This is a genomic window from Microbulbifer aggregans (assembly GCF_001750105.1).
In the GTDB taxonomy this organism is placed as follows: Bacteria; Pseudomonadota; Gammaproteobacteria; order Pseudomonadales; family Cellvibrionaceae; genus Microbulbifer; species Microbulbifer aggregans.
Genome location: NZ_CP014143.1, coordinates 2,848,741 through 2,865,387, shown reverse-complemented (window position 1 = coordinate 2,865,387; position 16,647 = coordinate 2,848,741). Strand labels below are relative to the sequence as shown.

The 16,647-nt window shown below is 58.5% G+C and carries 15 protein-coding genes; 3 read left to right on the top strand and 12 right to left on the bottom strand.

Annotation, left to right across the window (positions count from 1 at the left end):
- Window positions 1-37 precede the first annotated feature (37 nt).
- Together AUP74_RS12475 and AUP74_RS12470 are read right to left on the bottom strand one after the other, a co-directional pair.
- Window positions 38-3,208 (bottom strand): efflux RND transporter permease subunit, encoded by a 3,171-nt coding sequence (locus AUP74_RS12475; protein ID WP_069947859.1) that lies wholly within the window; start codon window positions 3,206-3,208, stop codon window positions 38-40.
- A 9-nt stretch (window positions 3,209-3,217) separates the two neighbouring features.
- On the bottom strand, window positions 3,218-4,384 hold the full coding sequence (locus AUP74_RS12470) for an efflux RND transporter periplasmic adaptor subunit (RefSeq protein ID WP_069947858.1): 1,167 nt from the start codon (window positions 4,382-4,384) through the stop codon (window positions 3,218-3,220).
- A 221-nt stretch (window positions 4,385-4,605) separates the two neighbouring features.
- Between AUP74_RS12470 and AUP74_RS12465 the strand changes: the two genes are divergently transcribed.
- Entirely contained in the window at window positions 4,606-5,259 is a 654-nt protein-coding gene (locus tag AUP74_RS12465) for a TetR family transcriptional regulator (protein WP_069947857.1), read from the top strand.
- A gap of 1 nt (window position 5,260) precedes the next feature.
- Here the strand turns inward: AUP74_RS12465 and AUP74_RS12460 are convergent, their stop codons facing one another.
- From AUP74_RS12460 to AUP74_RS12415, 10 genes are read right to left on the bottom strand one after another with little or no spacing between them, the layout of a single operon-like run.
- Entirely contained in the window at window positions 5,261-6,955 is a 1,695-nt protein-coding gene (locus AUP74_RS12460; protein ID WP_069947856.1) for a Na(+)/H(+) antiporter subunit D, read from the bottom strand.
- Window positions 6,952-7,263 carry a hypothetical protein gene (locus tag AUP74_RS12455; protein ID WP_069947855.1) on the bottom strand — a complete coding sequence of 104 codons (312 nt, stop codon included), beginning with the start codon at window positions 7,261-7,263 and terminating at the stop codon, window positions 6,952-6,954. The genes AUP74_RS12460 and AUP74_RS12455 overlap by 4 nt, the downstream gene beginning before the upstream one ends.
- A gap of 7 nt (window positions 7,264-7,270) precedes the next feature.
- Window positions 7,271-8,731 carry a proton-conducting transporter transmembrane domain-containing protein gene (locus AUP74_RS12450; RefSeq protein ID WP_069947854.1) on the bottom strand — a complete coding sequence of 487 codons (1,461 nt, stop codon included), beginning with the start codon at window positions 8,729-8,731 and terminating at the stop codon, window positions 7,271-7,273.
- The gene (locus AUP74_RS12445; protein ID WP_069947853.1) at window positions 8,731-10,215 is read right to left on the bottom strand and encodes a monovalent cation/H+ antiporter subunit D family protein; all 1,485 of its coding nucleotides are present in this window, start codon (window positions 10,213-10,215) and stop codon (window positions 8,731-8,733) included. The genes AUP74_RS12450 and AUP74_RS12445 overlap by 1 nt, the downstream gene beginning before the upstream one ends.
- On the bottom strand, window positions 10,209-10,562 hold the full coding sequence (locus tag AUP74_RS12440) for a cation:proton antiporter subunit C (RefSeq protein WP_069947852.1): 354 nt from the start codon (window positions 10,560-10,562) through the stop codon (window positions 10,209-10,211). The genes AUP74_RS12445 and AUP74_RS12440 overlap by 7 nt, the downstream gene beginning before the upstream one ends.
- The gene (locus AUP74_RS12435; RefSeq protein ID WP_083260969.1) at window positions 10,552-11,550 is read right to left on the bottom strand and encodes a DUF4040 domain-containing protein; all 999 of its coding nucleotides are present in this window, start codon (window positions 11,548-11,550) and stop codon (window positions 10,552-10,554) included. Before AUP74_RS12435 ends, AUP74_RS12440 begins: the two co-directional genes overlap by 11 nt.
- A gap of 18 nt (window positions 11,551-11,568) precedes the next feature.
- Complete coding sequence (gene mnhG / locus AUP74_RS12430) at window positions 11,569-11,961, bottom strand: monovalent cation/H(+) antiporter subunit G (RefSeq protein ID WP_069947851.1); 393 nt, start codon at window positions 11,959-11,961, stop codon at window positions 11,569-11,571.
- Window positions 11,954-12,232: an MrpF/PhaF family protein gene (locus tag AUP74_RS12425; RefSeq protein ID WP_069947850.1), complete on the bottom strand. Its 279-nt coding sequence runs from the start codon at window positions 12,230-12,232 to the stop codon at window positions 11,954-11,956. Before AUP74_RS12425 ends, mnhG begins: the two co-directional genes overlap by 8 nt.
- Window positions 12,229-12,741: a Na+/H+ antiporter subunit E gene (locus AUP74_RS12420; protein ID WP_226999784.1), complete on the bottom strand. Its 513-nt coding sequence runs from the start codon at window positions 12,739-12,741 to the stop codon at window positions 12,229-12,231. The genes AUP74_RS12425 and AUP74_RS12420 overlap by 4 nt, the downstream gene beginning before the upstream one ends.
- 15 nt (window positions 12,742-12,756) lie before the next feature.
- Entirely contained in the window at window positions 12,757-13,224 is a 468-nt protein-coding gene (locus AUP74_RS12415; protein WP_145924396.1) for a hypothetical protein, read from the bottom strand.
- Between the two features lie 218 nt (window positions 13,225-13,442).
- Here AUP74_RS12415 and AUP74_RS12410 point away from each other — a divergent pair, with 218 nt between their 5' ends.
- Window positions 13,443-14,156, top strand: a complete 714-nt coding sequence (locus AUP74_RS12410) for a winged helix-turn-helix domain-containing protein (RefSeq protein WP_069947847.1) — start codon at window positions 13,443-13,445, stop codon at window positions 14,154-14,156.
- A 346-nt stretch (window positions 14,157-14,502) separates the two neighbouring features.
- The gene (locus AUP74_RS12405; protein WP_069947846.1) at window positions 14,503-16,608 is read left to right on the top strand and encodes a carboxy terminal-processing peptidase; all 2,106 of its coding nucleotides are present in this window, start codon (window positions 14,503-14,505) and stop codon (window positions 16,606-16,608) included.
- The last annotated feature ends 39 nt before the right edge of the window (window positions 16,609-16,647 follow it).

Below are 16,647 nucleotides of genomic sequence, written 5' to 3'. Positions count from 1 at the left end.
AAGCCGGCGTTTGGGTAGTACGTTACTAGGCCTGGCGTCAGACCACCGCCTCCTCAGGCTGCGTCTCCTCCGTGGACTCTACTGCAGGCGTGCTGGATACGTCCCTGGGACGGCTTCCCAGCAGCCGCTGTACCACCACGAAGAACAGCGGGATAAAGAAGATGCCGAGCAATGTGCCCACCAGCATCCCTCCCAGCACTCCGGTACCGATGGCCTGCTGGGCGCCGGATCCGGCACCGGACGCAATCGCCAGCGGCAGCACGCCGAGGCCAAATGCCAGAGAGGTCATCAAAATCGGCCGCAGGCGATCACGCACGGCGCGCATGGTGGCCTGGACAAGTTCCATGCCCTCCTCCAGGTTCTGCTTCGCGAACTCCACGATCAGGATGGCGTTCTTGCTGGTCAGGCCCACGGTGGTGAGCATAGCCACCTGGAAGTAGATATCCCGCTCCATACCGCGCAGCGTGTTGGCCAGCACCGCGCCGAGAATACCCAGCGGCGCCACCAGCAGTACGGCGGTAGGCACAGTCCAGCTCTCGTACAGGGCCGCCAGGCATAGGAATACGATCAGCAGGGACAGTGTGTACAGCAACGGTGTCTGGGCACCGGCCTGGCGTTCCTGGAAAGACAGGCCACTCCACTCCAGGCCAATACCGGCCGGGAGCTGCGCCACCAGTCGCTCGACCTCGGCCATGGCTTCGCCGGAGCTGACGCCCGGAGCGGCAGCGCCATTGATCTGCATCGCCGGCACGCCGTTGTACCGCTCCAGGCGCGGAGAACCATATTCCCAGGAGAAGCTGGCGAACGTAGACAGCGGCACCATTTCCCCGTCGCGATTGCGCACGGACCAGAGGCGGAAATCCTCTGGAACCATCCGGTAAGGCGCATCGGATTGCACGTAGACCTTCTTGACGCGGCCGCGATCGATAAAGTCATCGATATAGCGGCCGCCCCAGGCTGTGCCCAGAGTCGTATTGATCTCGGCGATGGACAGACCGAGCGCAGCCGCTTTTTCGGTGTCGATATTCAGGCGGAACTGCGGAGTGTCCTCCTGGCCGTTCGGGCGCACATTGATCAGCAGTGGGCTCTGTGCGGCAGCACCGAGCAGCTGGTTGCGCGCCTCGGTAAGCGCCTCGTGCCCCAGGTTGGCATTGTCCTTCAGGTAGAAGTCAAAGCCCCCCGAGGTGCCGAGGCCCGGCAGCGCGGGCGGAGAGAACGCAAACGCCATTGCATCCTTGATCTGCATCAGCGCACCCATGGCCCGCATCGCCACAGAACCGGCGTCCTGCCCCGGCTCCTCGCGCTCCTCCCAGTCGTGCATATTGACGAACGCGATGCCGTTATTCTGGCCACTACCGGCAAAACTGAAGCCCTGCACACTGAACACAGAGGCGACGGTGTCTTGCTCGTGATCGAGGTAGTAGTCCTCTACCTTCTTGATCGAGTCCATGGTGCGCTGCTGGGTCGCACCGACCGGCGTCTGGACCATGGAGAAAAGCACTCCCTGATCTTCTTCCGGCAGGAACGAGCTGGGCAGACGCAGGAACATGAACAGCATGACGGCGGCCAGCACGGTAAACAGCAGCATAAAGCGTCCGCTGCGGGCAAGAATGCCACGCACACCACGCTGGTAGCTGGAGCTGCCGCGCTCGAACCTGCGGTTGAACCAGCCGAAGAAACCCTTACTGGCGTGGCCCTTGCCTTTGGCAATGGGTTTTAACATGGTGGCGCAGAGCGCGGGGGTGAGTACGATCGCTACCAGCACCGACAGTGCCATCGCGGCGACGATGGTCGCCGAGAACTGGCGGTAGATTACGCCGGTGGCCCCATCCATGAATGCCATGGGCACGAATACCGCCGACAGCACCACACCAATCCCAACCAGGGCACCGGTGATCTGGTTCATCGACTTGCGGGTGGCCTCCCGTGGCGACAGGCCCTCCTCGCTCATCACCCGCTCGACGTTTTCGACCACCACAATGGCATCGTCAACCAGCAGGCCGATGGCCAGCACCATGGCAAACATGGTGAGCATATTGATGGAGAAACCCATGGCCGCCAGTATCCCGAAGGTGCCGAGTAGCACCACGGGTACAGCAATCGTAGGGATGATGGTGGCGCGGATATTCTGCAGAAACAGATACATCACCAGGAACACCAGAATCACCGCCTCGATCAGCGTCTGGATCACGCCCTTGATCGACACCTCGACGAATGGCGTCGAGTCAAAAGGGACAACGCTCTTGATGCCGGCGGGATAATAGGGCTCCAGTTCCTTGAGTTTTTCCCGCACTCCGTCAGCGGTCTCCAGCGCATTCGCACCAGTGGCCAGCGTCACCGCCAGCCCGGTAGCTGGCTGGCGGTTGAAGCGGCTGATAAAGTCGTAATTTTCCGCACCGATTTCCACCCGCGCGATATCGCCGAGCTTGAGCACTGAACCGTCGGGATTCGAACGAATCACGATGTCCCGGAACTGCTCCGGTGTTTCCAGACGGCCCTGCGATACGACGTTGGCGTTCAACTGCTGGCCGTCGATGGCCGGTGTGCCACCCAGACTGCCAACGGCCACCTGCTGGTTCTGCGACTGGACTGCCGCGATCACATCGCTGGGCACCAGCTTGTAAGTATCCAGTTTGTTCGGATCCAGCCAGATACGCATAGCGTACTGAGAGCCGAATACCTGGATACCACCCACGCCGGGCACACGACTGATCGGGTCGACAATATTGGCATTGACGAAGTCAGCGATGTCCGAGCGATTCATGCGTCCGTCTTCGGAGACGAAGCCGACCACCATCAGGAATCCACTGCGGCCTTTGCCCACATTGACGCCCTGGCGCTGTACTGCTTCCGGGAGCAACGGCATGGCCAGTTGCAGCTTGTTCTGGACCTGCACCTGGGCAATATCCGGGTCAGTGCCATTGGCGAACGTAAGGGTGATGTTCACGCTTCCGATCGACTCACTGGTCGCCGACATGTAGAGCAGTCCGTCGAGCCCGGTCATATTCTGCTCGATCACCTGAGTGACGGAGTCTTCCACCACCTTGGCCGAGGCACCGGGATAGCTGGCGCTAATGCTGACCGTGGGCGGCGCGATATCCGGATAGCGCTCGACAGCGAGCTTGCTGACCGCAAGACCGCCTCCGAGCATGACGATGATGGCGATGACCCAGGCGAAGATCGGCCGGTCAATAAAGAATGCTGCCATGGTTCAACCTCAGGAATCTGCTGCGACGGGTGCGTCAGTGGCGACCACCTGCCCTTCTTTCACGGCCTCGACTGCGCTGACCGAAACACCGGGCCGTACTTTCTGCAGCCCCTCAACAATCACCCGATCGCCTGCGCCAAGCCCTTCCTCGACGAGCCAGCCATCACCGATGGTCTGACTCACGCTTACCGGGCGCAGCTCCACCTGATTTTCAGCATTCACCACCATGGCATTGGTGTTGCCCTTCGGATCCCGCATCACCGCCTGCTGCGGCACGACGATAGCGTCCTGACGCAGCCCGCGCCCGATCACCGCTCGGACATACATGCCGGGCAACAACATGTGCTCGGGGTTCGGCACCACGACCCGCAGCAGAACGCTGCCGGTGGTGGGATCAACTCGTGCCTCGGCAAACTCCAGCTCTCCGCGGTGCTCGTAGGCAGTACCGTCATCAAGGAGAATGGTTACCGGCAGGTCCCGTGCATCGGCCACCTTACCGGCTTCCACCGCGCGCCGGAGACTGAGCAGTTCGCTGGTGGACTGATTCAGGTCCACATAGATCGGATCCAGTTGCTGAATGGTGGCGAGGGCCTGCGACTGATTGGCGGTCACAAGCGCACCCTGAGTCACAGATGACTTGCCAATGCGACCCGCGATTGGCGCACTGATCCGTGCATACTCCAGATTCACACGGGCGCGTTGGACAGCAGCGGTAGCCTTGGCCACAGCGGCTTCCGCCTGTTGAAGCGCAGCCTGGGCACTGTCGTGATCCTGCGCGCTCACGGCGCCACTCTTGACCAGGTTTGCGACGCGATCCGCCTTCAATCGGGCGACATTGCGCTCCGCGCGTGCACTCTGCAGTTCGGCATTGGCGCTGGCAAAGTCGGCTTGATAGGTGGCGTCATCGAGCTGGTAGAGCGGCTGGCTTGCGTCGACGATACCGCCCTCACGAAACAACTGCTCCTGAACCAGTCCGTGGACCTGAGGGCGCACTTCCGCGACTTTGTAAGGATTGGTGCGACCGGGCAGCTCCCGGGTGAGCGTCACCGAGCGTGGCTCCAGAGTCACGACGGACACCTCCGGCACCATTGCAGGCCTGCCGCCCTGCTCCTGACCACACGCAGCCAATAGAGACGCTGTGGCCAACAGGCCGAAGATCAGATTCCGTTTCCGCATGATTACCTCTCTGTGGCCGGGGGGCCGGGGAGCGCCTGTCAGGGTCGAATTTGTCGCCAATGACAGGAATGAATGGTTGTCGATGCGGCGCATTCTACGCGCTTGATCGAATTCCCGGCAAGTATTCATTCATGCATGAATATGAATTACACTGCGCGGCCTGCGGGCCGGCACGCTGCCGGTGCGCGACCAGCACTCCCATCAGTTGAGGAACAGGAATAGTGGCAAAGCGGCGTAAAGAAGATGCACTGGAGACCCGCGAACGCATTCTCGATGCGGCTATCACCGTGTTCCATCAGCAGGGCGTGGCCCGCCCCTCCCTGACCGAAGTCGCGGAACTGGCGGGTGTGACTCGTGGTGCGGTGTACGGCCACTTCCGCAACAAGGCGGATCTGTTCAACGAGCTGGCGGAGCGGGTGCAGCTGCCGGGTGAGAAGCTCTGCGAAGGCGCGAGCGAAGATCCTTCGCACAACCCGCTGGGCATTCTCCGCACCCGCTGGCTGTGGCTGTTTCAGGAAGTGGCGTGCAACCGGCAATGGCAACAGATCCTCGACATCATCCTGCACCGCTGTGAACTGGTGACTGAGAGTGGCGAGATTCGCCAGCGAATGCTGGACTGCCGGGACGAGGCATTGGAGCGCATACAGGATCTACTCCGCGCCGCCGTGGCACGAGAGCAGTTGCCAGCTGATCTGGACGTGGACCTGGCGGCGCCGATGCTACACGGCGCCCTGGTCGGATTATTGGGCGATTGGCTACTCCGTCCGGACGGACGGGATCTCGCACGCCTCGGTGAACGCTATCTCGACACGCTGATCGAGATGCTCCACCACGCACCGACCCTGCGCCGGGAGAGCATGGCGGAAGCCCCCTGAATCAGAGGGCAAACCCCAACAACAGGTAGAAGCCCAGCAACAGGACCACCCCGGCAACCATACTCCCGGTCAACCAGTTCCGGGCCAGCAAGCCATCCGGTTTGTGATGGCTGCTAATGGCGTCGATCAGATTCCCTACCCCGGCCCGTGCCGCCGAACGCACACGACTATCCAGTTGGAACGCCGCCTCAGCTGTACGCTGAACCCTCGTCGGCAGCCACCGCCGATATACCCAGTCCACATCCAGGTTCACCGACGGCAGTTCCGGTGGGTAGAGCCGGCGCAGGTTCAGCCACACGAATGCCAGTGCGGAGAAGAACAGCAGCTGCAGCTGAGTCAGCACATGAGTCATGTCATAGGGGGTATATGCCACTTGATGTGGCAATAGCTGGTAGAGCGCCTGCGGGTAGATACCAACCACCAGGCACAGCGCCGCTGCAATGCTCATGGCAATCAGCATATTCAGCGGCGGCTCCTTGGCTCGAATGCCGCTGTCGTGGGCAAAGAAGGCAAAATACGGGATCTTGATGCCTGCATGGTGGAAAACCCCGGCAGACGCAAACAGCAGCACCAGCCACACCCAGTCATAACCATTTTTCAAGGCCGCGGACATCACCATCGACTTGCTGACAAAACCACTGAACAGCGGGAATGCTGAAATGGAGGCCGCACCGATGATGCACAACACGGTGGTTTTCGGCATGGTCTTGTAGAGGCCGCCCAGTTCGGACCCGTTGATCTTGCCGGTCACATGCAGCACTGCCCCCATGGACATAAACAGCAGCCCCTTGAAGATCACATCGTTAAACGCGTGCGCCACGGCGCCATTGATGGCCAGCGCCGTTCCAATGCCGATCCCCACCACCATAAAACCGAGCTGGTTGATCAGGCTGTACGCCAGCACCCGGCGCAGGTCGTTCTCGATCACGGCATAGAAGATGGGGAAGCAGGCCATGGCTGCGCCGATATAAACAAGCAGCTCAGTGCCGGGGAAGGTCCGGGCCAGAGCGTAGACCGCTACCTTGGTGGTGAAAGCGCTCAGAAACACCGTGCCCGTGGGGGTGGACTCCGGATAGGCATCCGTCAGCCAGCTGTGGAAGAACGGGAAGGCGCACTTGATACCAAAAGCGATAAACATCAGCCATCCTGCGGCGCCCATCTCGAGACCAATGTGGCCGATTGCCAGGGATGGATCCGTGCGGCTGTAAATCACGATACCGACCAGCAGCAGGAGGCCGGACAGGATGTGCATAATGAGATAGCGGAGCCCAGCCCCATAGGAAGCAGCGCTGCGACGAGCCCACACCAGAAAGACCGAGGTCAGTGCCAACAGCTCCCAGAACAGGAACAACGTCATCAGATCACCGGCAAACACCGCCCCCAGCGCGCTGCCCGCGTACAGCAAACTCACCGACTGCTGCAGGGTATCGCGTACATGCAGCGAATAAACCACTGCGATCAGTGCCGCGACATGGAACAAATAGCCGAACAGCAGGCTCAGCCGATCAACTGAGAAGAAGACCAGTTCAAACTGCATCAGGCTGATGGTGGCATATTCACCGGAGGGCGTTCCCCACAGATTTGCCAGACTCACCAGCGGAATCAGGATGGATGCAACGGCCCGAGGCCAACCCCGCAACACCAGCACCAGCACCGCGGCAATAAAGAAAACGATAAATGGAGGAATCAAAATCACCGCGCAGTCTCCCCCTTGCTACTGCCCTCTCCCAGGCTTTCACTCTCTCCTACGGCATTTTGCGACGCATAGTAATCTTCAGGTCGCATCAGCAAACCCCGCATCCACTTGGCTATCAACACGAGTACCACACAGCCGATAAATCCATAGAGCGGGTAAAAGCCGACCAACCCCTCCCATGTGTGCTCGGTATGGCGATGCACCACCAGTTCGAGGCCGAGCAGAACCGCGCAGCAAGCGTAAAAGCCGCGCATCAGCCACTGCACATTCCTTGGATTATCAAAAAGGTATTCTTTTTCGTTCTTCATGAGCTGATTAAAGCCCCACTTGGATCAACTGGGAGATTACCGTCGGATATGCGAGCAGAAGCACGCAGCCAATAGCCGTTAACGTAATTGCCAGCATCGATGGCCAGGGCGCTTCGCGAACCGCGACGCTTACGGTGGCCGCGGAACCATTGCGCGGGAAAAAAGCCCGCAGTGGAATCGGCAACAGATAGGCGATACTCAGCAGGGAGCTCAGCATCAGTAGCACTACAAGTAGCCACTGCTCAGCCTCGACGGTGCCGAGCAGCAAAAACCACTTGCTCCAGGTGCCGCCAGTGGGCGGAACACCGATGATGCACAGACTGGCGAGAAAGAAAGCGCCCATCGTCAGTGGCATCTGCCGGCCGAGCCCATCCAGCTCGCTGATCTCGGTTTTATGTGCAGCAACGAGAATCGCCCCGGCGCAGAAAAACAGCGTAATCTTGCCAAAAGCATGCATCACAATGTGCATGGCTCCGCCGGCGATACCCGCCGAAGTCGCCAACAGGGCGCCGAGGGTGATGTAACCCAGCTGGCTCACCGTCGAATAGGCCAGCCTGGCCTTGAGGTTGTCCTGGCGTAGCGCGACCAGTGAAGCGAGAAGAATGGAGACTGCCGCCAGATAGAGCAACCAGGTCGTTGCGGGAATGGCCTTGAGAGTTTCAAGGCCGAAGATCATCAGGCAGACCTTCAGGATCACGAAAACACCGGCTTTCACTACAGCCACCGCATGCAAGAGCGCACTCACCGGAGTCGGTGCCACCATTGCTGCCGGCAGCCAGCGGTGGAACGGCATGATCGCAGCTTTACCCACCCCAAAAACGTACAACACCAGCAGGAGTGACAGCACCGCCGAACTGGCCTCTGCCGGGAAGACTCCACCGCGGGTAAACGACAAGGTGCCAGCTACCAGCCAGGTCCCGGCAATGGCCACCAGGAAAAATCCTACCGAGGTACCGAGCAGAATCGTCAGATAGGTCCTGCCCCCGGCCCTGGCCTTCTCGGTACCCGCATGCGTAACCAGCGGATAAGTGGCGAGGGTCAGCACCTCGTAGAACACAAAGAGGGTGAACAGGTTTTCCGCAAAGGCGATTCCCATCACGCTTCCGATAGAGAGAGCAAACAGGGCAAAGAAGCGAGTCTGGTTTTTCTCCTCGTGACCACGCATATAGCCGATGGCATAAAGGGTGGTCACAATCCAGAGGCAGCTTGCCACCAGCGCAAACAACAGCCCGAGTGGCTCCGCCCGGAAGGCGAGCTCGATTCCCGGCATCACCTGAAGCCAGGTCAGCCCTACGGTCTCTCCTTCGAGGACCGGTTGATACAGATTCCAGACAGCCCAGAGTAATACGGCACCGCAAATCAGCGAGATGGCCTCCCGCAGGTTCTCGCGAGAGTCCGCCGCCAGCACCCCGGCAAAGGCAATCACAGGCAGCCCGAGAGCAAGCCCAAGAAGCGTGGAAGTCTCCATCAGGGGGCCCCTCCAAGCAGGTAGGCCGATGCCAACTGTGTTACAGACACCGGCAGGCTGGTTTCAATACCGAAATAAAGATTTGCCAGGACAAGAGCCCAGGTGGGGATCAGCAATCCCACTGGTGCTTCTCCGGATGCAGCAGCGGGCAGCGTTTTTTCAGGTTCCCGGAGATAGGCGGCATCAATCAGTCGCCAGACATAAATCGCTGACAGTAGCGATCCCGCGACCACCAGTAACGCCAACAGCCAGAAACCACTGTCGAGGGCAGCAGCGATCAGATACCACTTGCTGATAAAGCCGGCGGTCAGCGGCATCCCGACAAGGCTGGCGCCGCCGATGGCAATCGCGCCCATTGTCCACGGCATTTGCCGCCCCATACCGCGAATATGATCCAGGCTGCAGCCACCAACCCGATAGACCAAACCAGCCAGGGCCAGAAACAGTGCCGCCTTCATCAGCGCGTGATTGAACAAGTGCAGCAGCGTGGCCTGCATGCCGGCCACGGTACTGATGCCAATGCCGACGATCATGTAGCCAATCTGGGCCACCGACGAATAGGCCAGCATACGCTTGATGTTGGACTGGTAAATCGCCACCGCGGAACCAACGAAGACACCGGCCAGCCCGAGCAGGATAAAGAGTGACTGCAGTGGCAACGCGGACAGTGAGAAGTCGATACCGAAGACCGTTACCGTAAAGCGCACCAGCAAGTAGAGCGCAACTTTGGTCGCTGTAGCTGCCAGGAATGCCGTCACGATGGAGGGCGCATTACTGTAGGCATTTGGCAGCCAGAGATGCAGCGGGAAAAGAGCGAGCTTCAGGCAAATCCCCACCAGGATAAAGGCGAACGCTGCGAGTACCGCCGCTGAGCTCTCAACCGCCGGCAGCCGCTCCGCCAGATCCAGCATATTCAGGGTGCCGGTCATCATGTACAGGAAACCGATACCAATCAGAATGAAGGTCGCACCGATGGTACCGAGCACCAGATACTGGAAGGCCGACCAGAGCGCCCGCCGATCACGCCCCATGGCGATCAGGGCATAAGTGGAGAGCGAAGAGATTTCCAGGAAGACAAATACATTGAACACATCGCCGGTAGCGACGATGCCGAGCAGCCCGGCGAAGCACAACAGGTACAGGGTATAGAAAACTGTCTGGCGGGATGCTCCCAGTTCAACTTCCACACTGGCCCTGGCCGCGGCCACGACAGCGGTACTCACCCCGGTGACAATAAATAGAACCCAGGCATTGAGGGCATCGATCCGATACTCGATACCCCAGGGCGCATCCCAACCACCAAGGCTGTAGCGAATAACGCCGTCTGCCATCACCTGCTGGAGCAACAGCGCACTGACGACAAAGGCAGCAAAACTTACCAGTACCGTAAACGCCCACGACAGTCGCGACTTTTGCAACATCATGCACGACGGTGCCGCGACGAGCGGCAGTATGACCTGGAGAATGGGAAGATGGGTTAACACTGGTTATCTCTCGTCAGAATATCCTGCTCCTCAACGGAGTCATACGCCTGGCGGATACGCAGCACCAGAGCCAGTGCCAGCGCTGTGGTGGCGATACCCACCACGATGGCAGTGAGGATCAATACGTGGGGCAACGGGTTGGAATACGCAGTGGCCAGCTCACTGAGGATCGGCGCACTGCCCCCGGAGACTTTGCCCACACTGATATAAAAGATGAAAACAGAGGTCTGAAAGATATTCAGGCCGATGATTTTTTTGATCAGGTTTCCCTGGGCAATGACCATATACAGCCCGGTCATCATCAACAGAATAACGACCCAGTAGTTGTAAAGCGCACTAAGCAGCATGCTGGACTGTCCTCCCCCTGGCGAGCTGTGCTGAGAACACGAAGAACACCATCATCATCACGGAGGCGACGGTAATGCCGACGCCCAGTTCAATGGCAATGATTCCGAGGTGTTGACCGGTGACCGAGTCCCCCGCAAGACCGCTGTAATCGAGATAGTTGCGCCCACTGATAATACCCAGCAGGCCGACGGTTCCATAAATCAGCACGCCCAGCGCCGCCAGAGCCTGCACTACAGATCGGTTGACGATCTGTTCGACCGCCTGCAGGCCGAACACCAGTGAATAAAGGATAAAGCCCACGGCGAAGATCACCCCGGCCTGGAATCCCCCGCCGGGACCATACTCACCATGAAACTGGACATAGAGGGCAAATAGCATGATCGGCGGAATCAACACCTTGCCCACGACACGCAACACCAGGTGGGAGGGTTCAGCCATAGGCGACTCGACAGGAGTTTTCTGGGCATCACCACGAAGCCCCAGCAGGGACAGCACGCCGAGACCGGCAGTGAAGATCACCACTACCTCACCCAGGGTGTCAAAAGCGCGATAGCTGGCCAGCACTGATGTCACCACATTGGGAATACCGATCTCGCGCATGGAATCGCCGATATAGCGTGGTGCGACATGGAGGTGGGCCGGTGCGTCTGCGGAACCGAATGCGGGCATTTCCATCGTGGCGGCAATCAGCAGCAGGCCGACGACCACCACCGTCAATAGTGCCAGCAGCGCGCGTTGCGGATTTGCCCGCTGCGCCCGGCCACAGATCGCCAGGGTTGAGAGCATGAGCAACGGTGAAATGCCGGCTCCCACGGCTGCCTCAGTGAATGCGACATCCACTGCCCCCATACTCATGAAGAAACTGGCGGAAAGCAGGCCATATATTCCCGCCAACATTACCGCGGCGAAAAGGTCGCGCGTCCAGGCGATGTAAACTGCTGTCACCAGTAGCAGTGACAGCAGCGCGATATCGAGTGTTAGCTCCACGTTATCAACCCCCCGGATTCAAACGCGATCAGCACTGACAAGGTCCCGGGAATCGGGACCTTGCGTGACGTCGCCGTACTCGCTGCCGGCTTTCTCTTCAGTGGTCGTGCCACTGGAAAGACGCAACTCGCAATGCTGAGCCGACTTGGCCAATGCATGACCGGCGGTCGGACTGGTGAAAAAAATGAAAACCAGAATCAGCGCAAGTTTGAACAGGGGCAGGCCCCAACCAACACTGAGCATCAGGCCGCCAATAATCAGGTAACTGCCCAGTGTGTCTGTCATGCTGGCCGCATGCATGCGCGAATAGAAATCCGGAAACCTCAGCAGGCCGACAGCTCCCGACACCATAAAGAAGCTTCCCGCAGCCAGCATCACTGCAGCGAGCAGGGAGATCAAAGAGTCAATCACTGGAAGTGCCCTCGCCTGTGCCTGCCCCCTGGTACTCAAAATACTTGAGCACCCCGATGATGCTGACAAAATTGATCAGCGCGTAAACCAGCGCAATATCGAGAAACTCGGGTCGACCACTGATAAAACAGATAACCGAAATCAGAAGCACGGTTTTAGTACCAAACACATTGACCGCCAGGATGCGGTCATGAATCGTCGGGCCGATCAGCGCCCTCACCAGGGCTAATACCATTACGACCAACAGGGCGAGCGCCGTTGCAATAATCATTCTTGCTCCAACCGCGCGACGCGGCCCTCCATCTCCCCGGTTCGAAGTTCTGCAAGGCCAGATTCCGTCAGTGAATGCACCAGAAGTTCGCCTTCATCCAACGAAACCGTAACCGTCCCTGGAGTAAGAGTGATGGAGTTCGCATAGATTACCCGCGAGAGATCCGACTGAAGTTTGCAGGGCACGCGAGCACTGACAGGGCTGATAGCAGCCTGCCCTCTCCACGCACAGGCCGCTACCTTGATGTTGCTCTCGACGATCTTTCGGAATAGCCAGATGTAGTACGTCAGCAGCCGGAACGACAAGTGAAAGGGTTGGGATTCACCATCCACGACCTGCATGCGCCGGGAGATCCAGACAACTAGCAAAATGGAAACTGCTCCAAAGCTGAGAAGCAAGCCGGAGTAATGCCCGGAATTACCGAGCCAGATCAACCCCAGCACGACAGCCAGGTACAGTGAATAGCGAAGATCGGGTTTACCCATGGAAGAGGTTTTTTCAGTACTCAAGCCACACTCTCCTCTCTATGACTCGCTTTCCGCGCACAGGTAATGTTGTTCAAGTATCTGAGATACCAGTTCACTTGCTGTCGCCGGCAGCTGTACATCTGAAACCTGGATGATCTTGCCCGCCAGATCCAGAATTGATGCCTCTTGGGGCAGGCAGTAGCTGCCTACCAGCTCGCGTTCTGAGGCTTCGGAGAGTCGGCTTCCTCGGGTTTTCAGGGCGCGAACAAGAAAGGCTGATGGACGCTTGCCGGAAAGGATCACCCCCTCGGTAGCAGCCAGATAACCCTGCAGATAGCTGGCACAGCTGATGCCGGCTGACCCTTCCGGATCGGATACCAGGCTGGCACAAGAGTCTTGAAGGCTGGAGCCTTCGACATCCTCGAGGGCATATACCGGGGAGTTGCATACTGCGAGCAGGGCTAAAGCCACTGCCGGGATAAGACGCTGGATCGACCGCCTTGTACGGGACCGCTGTTTCGTCATAAATGCCTGTTTCTTGAGCAGTTTTTTATACGTTATGGGATTACTTTGGCATTATTGATGTGGTAAACATTGGCACAACTGTGAAAAAGTATGTCAGGAGATGGCAAACTTTACCTGACTCTAGCGCAGAACCTGTCTAACTGGCCGCCCTTACCCACCAGAGTCAGCAACACAGGACTGCTTTATCGACTCGGCAAGATAAAAATAAAGGCCTGCCCATGAGCATTTATGGCGCTTCTGTATTAGTCATTGATCCTGATACCGGCGATCGCACCGCCCTGGTCACCACTCTCAGGAGAGCGGGATTTGCCGTGACCGAAGACGAGGGCAGCGACCCAACCCCGGCCAGGCTGATGGAACCACGGCCGGACCTCATCATCCTGGATGTGGAACTGCACGGAGTGGACGGCTTCCAACTCTGTCGCGAGCTGTGCAGCATCGAAGCTGCACCGCCCGTAATGCTTGTATCCGCAAAGAATGACGAGATTGACCGCGTTCTGGGCCTTGAGCTGGGTGCGGATGACTATGTCGGCAAGCCCTACCCTGAGCGCGAACTGGTTGCCAGAGCAAAAGCTATCCTTCGCCGGGCGCACAGAGACTCGGTACAAGAGCGCCCGCGAGTCTTCGCATTTAAGGGTTGGCGCTTTCATCCGGCACGCATGGAACTGCACAGCCCGGAGTCCGAGGTCGTAGCCCTGTCGACAAGCGAGACGGCGCTGCTACTGGCCTTTGTTCAGAACCCGCAAACACCATTGAGTCGTGATCGACTACTGGACCTGACAAAGGGACGCGACAGTTTTCCATTCGATCGCAGCATCGATTCCCATGTGAGCCGTCTGCGACGCAAACTCGGGGACGATGCGCGCTCACCCGATACAATCAAGACCGCCTGGGGTTCGGGTTACATTTTCAGTCACGCAGTCGAAGCGTGACCGGAGGCATCGCGACCGCAGAGTCACACCGTGATAATGGTCCGGCCACACAGAGACACGACGCTGAGAACTGTACATATTTCAGTCGATTTGCTCGCTTCGAGCCTATGTAGCCCATAGATCGCCCACAAGAATTGGGAAGTTCGTGCTTGATCTGAGCCTGGCGCGCAAGTTTGTTTTCCCGAATGCCCGACCTTGGCACCATTCATCTCGTATTGGAGGCGGTTCATGCCTTTTGGAGCTTTCAGCCTTTATACTTGTCCTAAGCTATAAGTCGCCACGGCCATGCTCCTGAGGGAAGTTTGCCGTGGGGCGCTTTGAAGTAGGACGTATAAAGAGACTCCTTATGCTGACCAATCGGATCACCAAGCTTTTTTCAGGATTGCTTTTTACAACCCTGATCGCCCTGCCCTGCGCCTCTCTGGCAGCAGTAGATGCACTACTGCCGGAAGATGATCACGGTAGTACCGCCAGTGAGATTGTCGGGAAGCTTGAGATGTTGCATTACAACAAGCTGAAAATCGGCGACGAGATGTCTGGTGACCTGTGGGACGAGTACATTGACGCGCTCGACCCCACCCGTAGCTACTTCCTGGCTTCGGATATCGCCGAATTCCGGCAGTGGCGGAGCGAGCTGGATGACCAGTTGCGTGCCGGAAAGGTTGAGGCTGGATTCGATATCTACAATCGCTATCGGCTGCGGCTGAACGACCGACTGGAAAACACCCTGTCGCAGCTTGAGAAAGGGCTGCCTCAGTTTGACTTCTCCCGGGACGAAAACCTGCTGCTGGATCGAGAGGAAAGCACCTGGCCGACGTCCATCAGCGAGGCGGATGAACTCTGGCGCAAGCGACTCAAATCCAGTGTTCTCAACCTGCGCCTGACAGGCAAGACTGATGAGGAGATCCAGGACCTCCTCACGCGCCGCTATCAGGGCCAGCTGAAGCGGATCAAGCAGCAGAATAGTGACGACGTGTTTGAGCTCTACATGAACTCCCTCACTCGCCTGTACGACCCGCACAGTAACTATCTGTCCCCACGGTCTCTTGAAAACTTCAACATGAGCATGTCCCTCTCACTCGAGGGCATCGGTGCCGTCCTGCAAATGGAGGATGAGTACACCAAAGTGGCCCGACTGGTCGCCGGCGGTCCCGCCGACCGCACCGGTAAAGTTAAACCCAATGACAAGATCGTTGCCGTCGGGCAGGACCAGGACGGTGAGATGGTCGACGTTGTTGGCTGGCGTCTCGACGATGTTGTGGATCTGATCCGCGGTGCTGCCGGCACCTACGTGCGCCTCGAGACCATCCCCTCGGGCGGCGATGGCAGCCACCGGACCATTCTGATCAAGCGGAGCAAGGTCAAACTGGAAGACCAGGCGGCCAAGAAGGCCACCTTTGAGTTTTCGGATGGCGAAGAAACGTTCAAGATCGGCGTGATCAATCTGCCGACCTTCTACATCGATTTCGAGGCCTACCGCCGCCGCGATCCCAACTACAAGAGCACCACCCGCGATGTGGCTCGCCTGCTGAGTGAGCTGAAAGAGGAAGGGGTAGACGGTATCATCCTCGACCTGCGTAACAATGGCGGCGGCTCCCTGCAGGAGGCCACCATGCTGACCGATCTATTCATCGATCAGGGTCCAGTGGTGCAGATCCGGCATGCCAATGAACAGATTTCCCGCCACAACCGGTCGCGATCCCGGGCCATGTACCGCGGCCCGCTGATGGTGCTGATCAATCGCCTGTCCGCTTCCGCGTCTGAAATCTTTGCTGGTGCCATCCAGGATTACAACCGCGGCCTGGTGGTGGGCAACCAGTCATTCGGCAAGGGCACCGTGCAGACGATGGCGCCCCTGAAGGAAGGACAGCTGAAGATCACCCAATCCAAGTTCTATCGCGTTTCCGGTGACAGCACCCAGCATGCTGGTGTGACTCCGGATATTTCGATGCCGCAGCTGATCGATGCCGAGAGCGTCGGCGAGAGTGCCTATGACACTGCCCTGCCCTGGGACCGTATTCATGCTGTACGGCATGCCAAGTACTTCAACCTGAAAGACCTGCTGCCGGATCTGGTGAGCAAACACAACCAACGGACAGCCGCCGACCCGGACTTTATCTTCCTGCGGGATCACTTCCGCCTCGAGAGCGAACGTGCCGACCGCAAGTTTGTCTCCCTGAACGAACTTGCGCGTAAGCAGGAGCGGGAAGAACTGAACCAGCAGGTTCTGGTGATGGAAAATCGCCGTCGCACCGCCAAGGGTCTCGAGCCCTACGACACCTTTGAGGCCTACGAGAAGAGCGAATCTGACGATGTCGCGACAATCGGCGGACCGGTAGAAATCACGCTGGAAGATGATCCGATCCTGAACGAAGCGGGCTTCATCATGGCGGACTTTATTGGCCTCTCCGAAAAGGTCGCCAAAACACCGCCCCAGGTCGCCAACTTTTAATGCATGACCTTAGTCGGCCGGAATCACTGCCGGCCGACT

Bases quoted from the DNA above. Each gene is read 5' to 3' on its own strand.
- AUP74_RS12425 (WP_069947850.1), bottom strand. From the start codon at position 12,232: ATGATTATTGCAACGGCGCTCGCCCTGTTGGTCGTAATGGTATTAGCC.
- AUP74_RS12450 (WP_069947854.1), bottom strand. From the start codon at position 8,731: ATGGAGACTTCCACGCTTCTTGGGCTTGCTCTCGGGCTGCCTGTGATT.
- AUP74_RS12475 (WP_069947859.1), bottom strand. From the start codon at position 3,208: ATGGCAGCATTCTTTATTGACCGGCCGATCTTCGCCTGGGTCATCGCC.
- AUP74_RS12470 (WP_069947858.1), bottom strand. From the start codon at position 4,384: ATGCGGAAACGGAATCTGATCTTCGGCCTGTTGGCCACAGCGTCTCTA.
- AUP74_RS12410 (WP_069947847.1), top strand. From the start codon at position 13,443: ATGAGCATTTATGGCGCTTCTGTATTAGTCATTGATCCTGATACCGGC.
- AUP74_RS12415 (WP_145924396.1), bottom strand. From the start codon at position 13,224: ATGACGAAACAGCGGTCCCGTACAAGGCGGTCGATCCAGCGTCTTATC.
- AUP74_RS12405 (WP_069947846.1), top strand. From the start codon at position 14,503: ATGCTGACCAATCGGATCACCAAGCTTTTTTCAGGATTGCTTTTTACA.
- AUP74_RS12440 (WP_069947852.1), bottom strand. From the start codon at position 10,562: ATGCTGCTTAGTGCGCTTTACAACTACTGGGTCGTTATTCTGTTGATG.
- AUP74_RS12455 (WP_069947855.1), bottom strand. From the start codon at position 7,263: ATGAAGAACGAAAAAGAATACCTTTTTGATAATCCAAGGAATGTGCAG.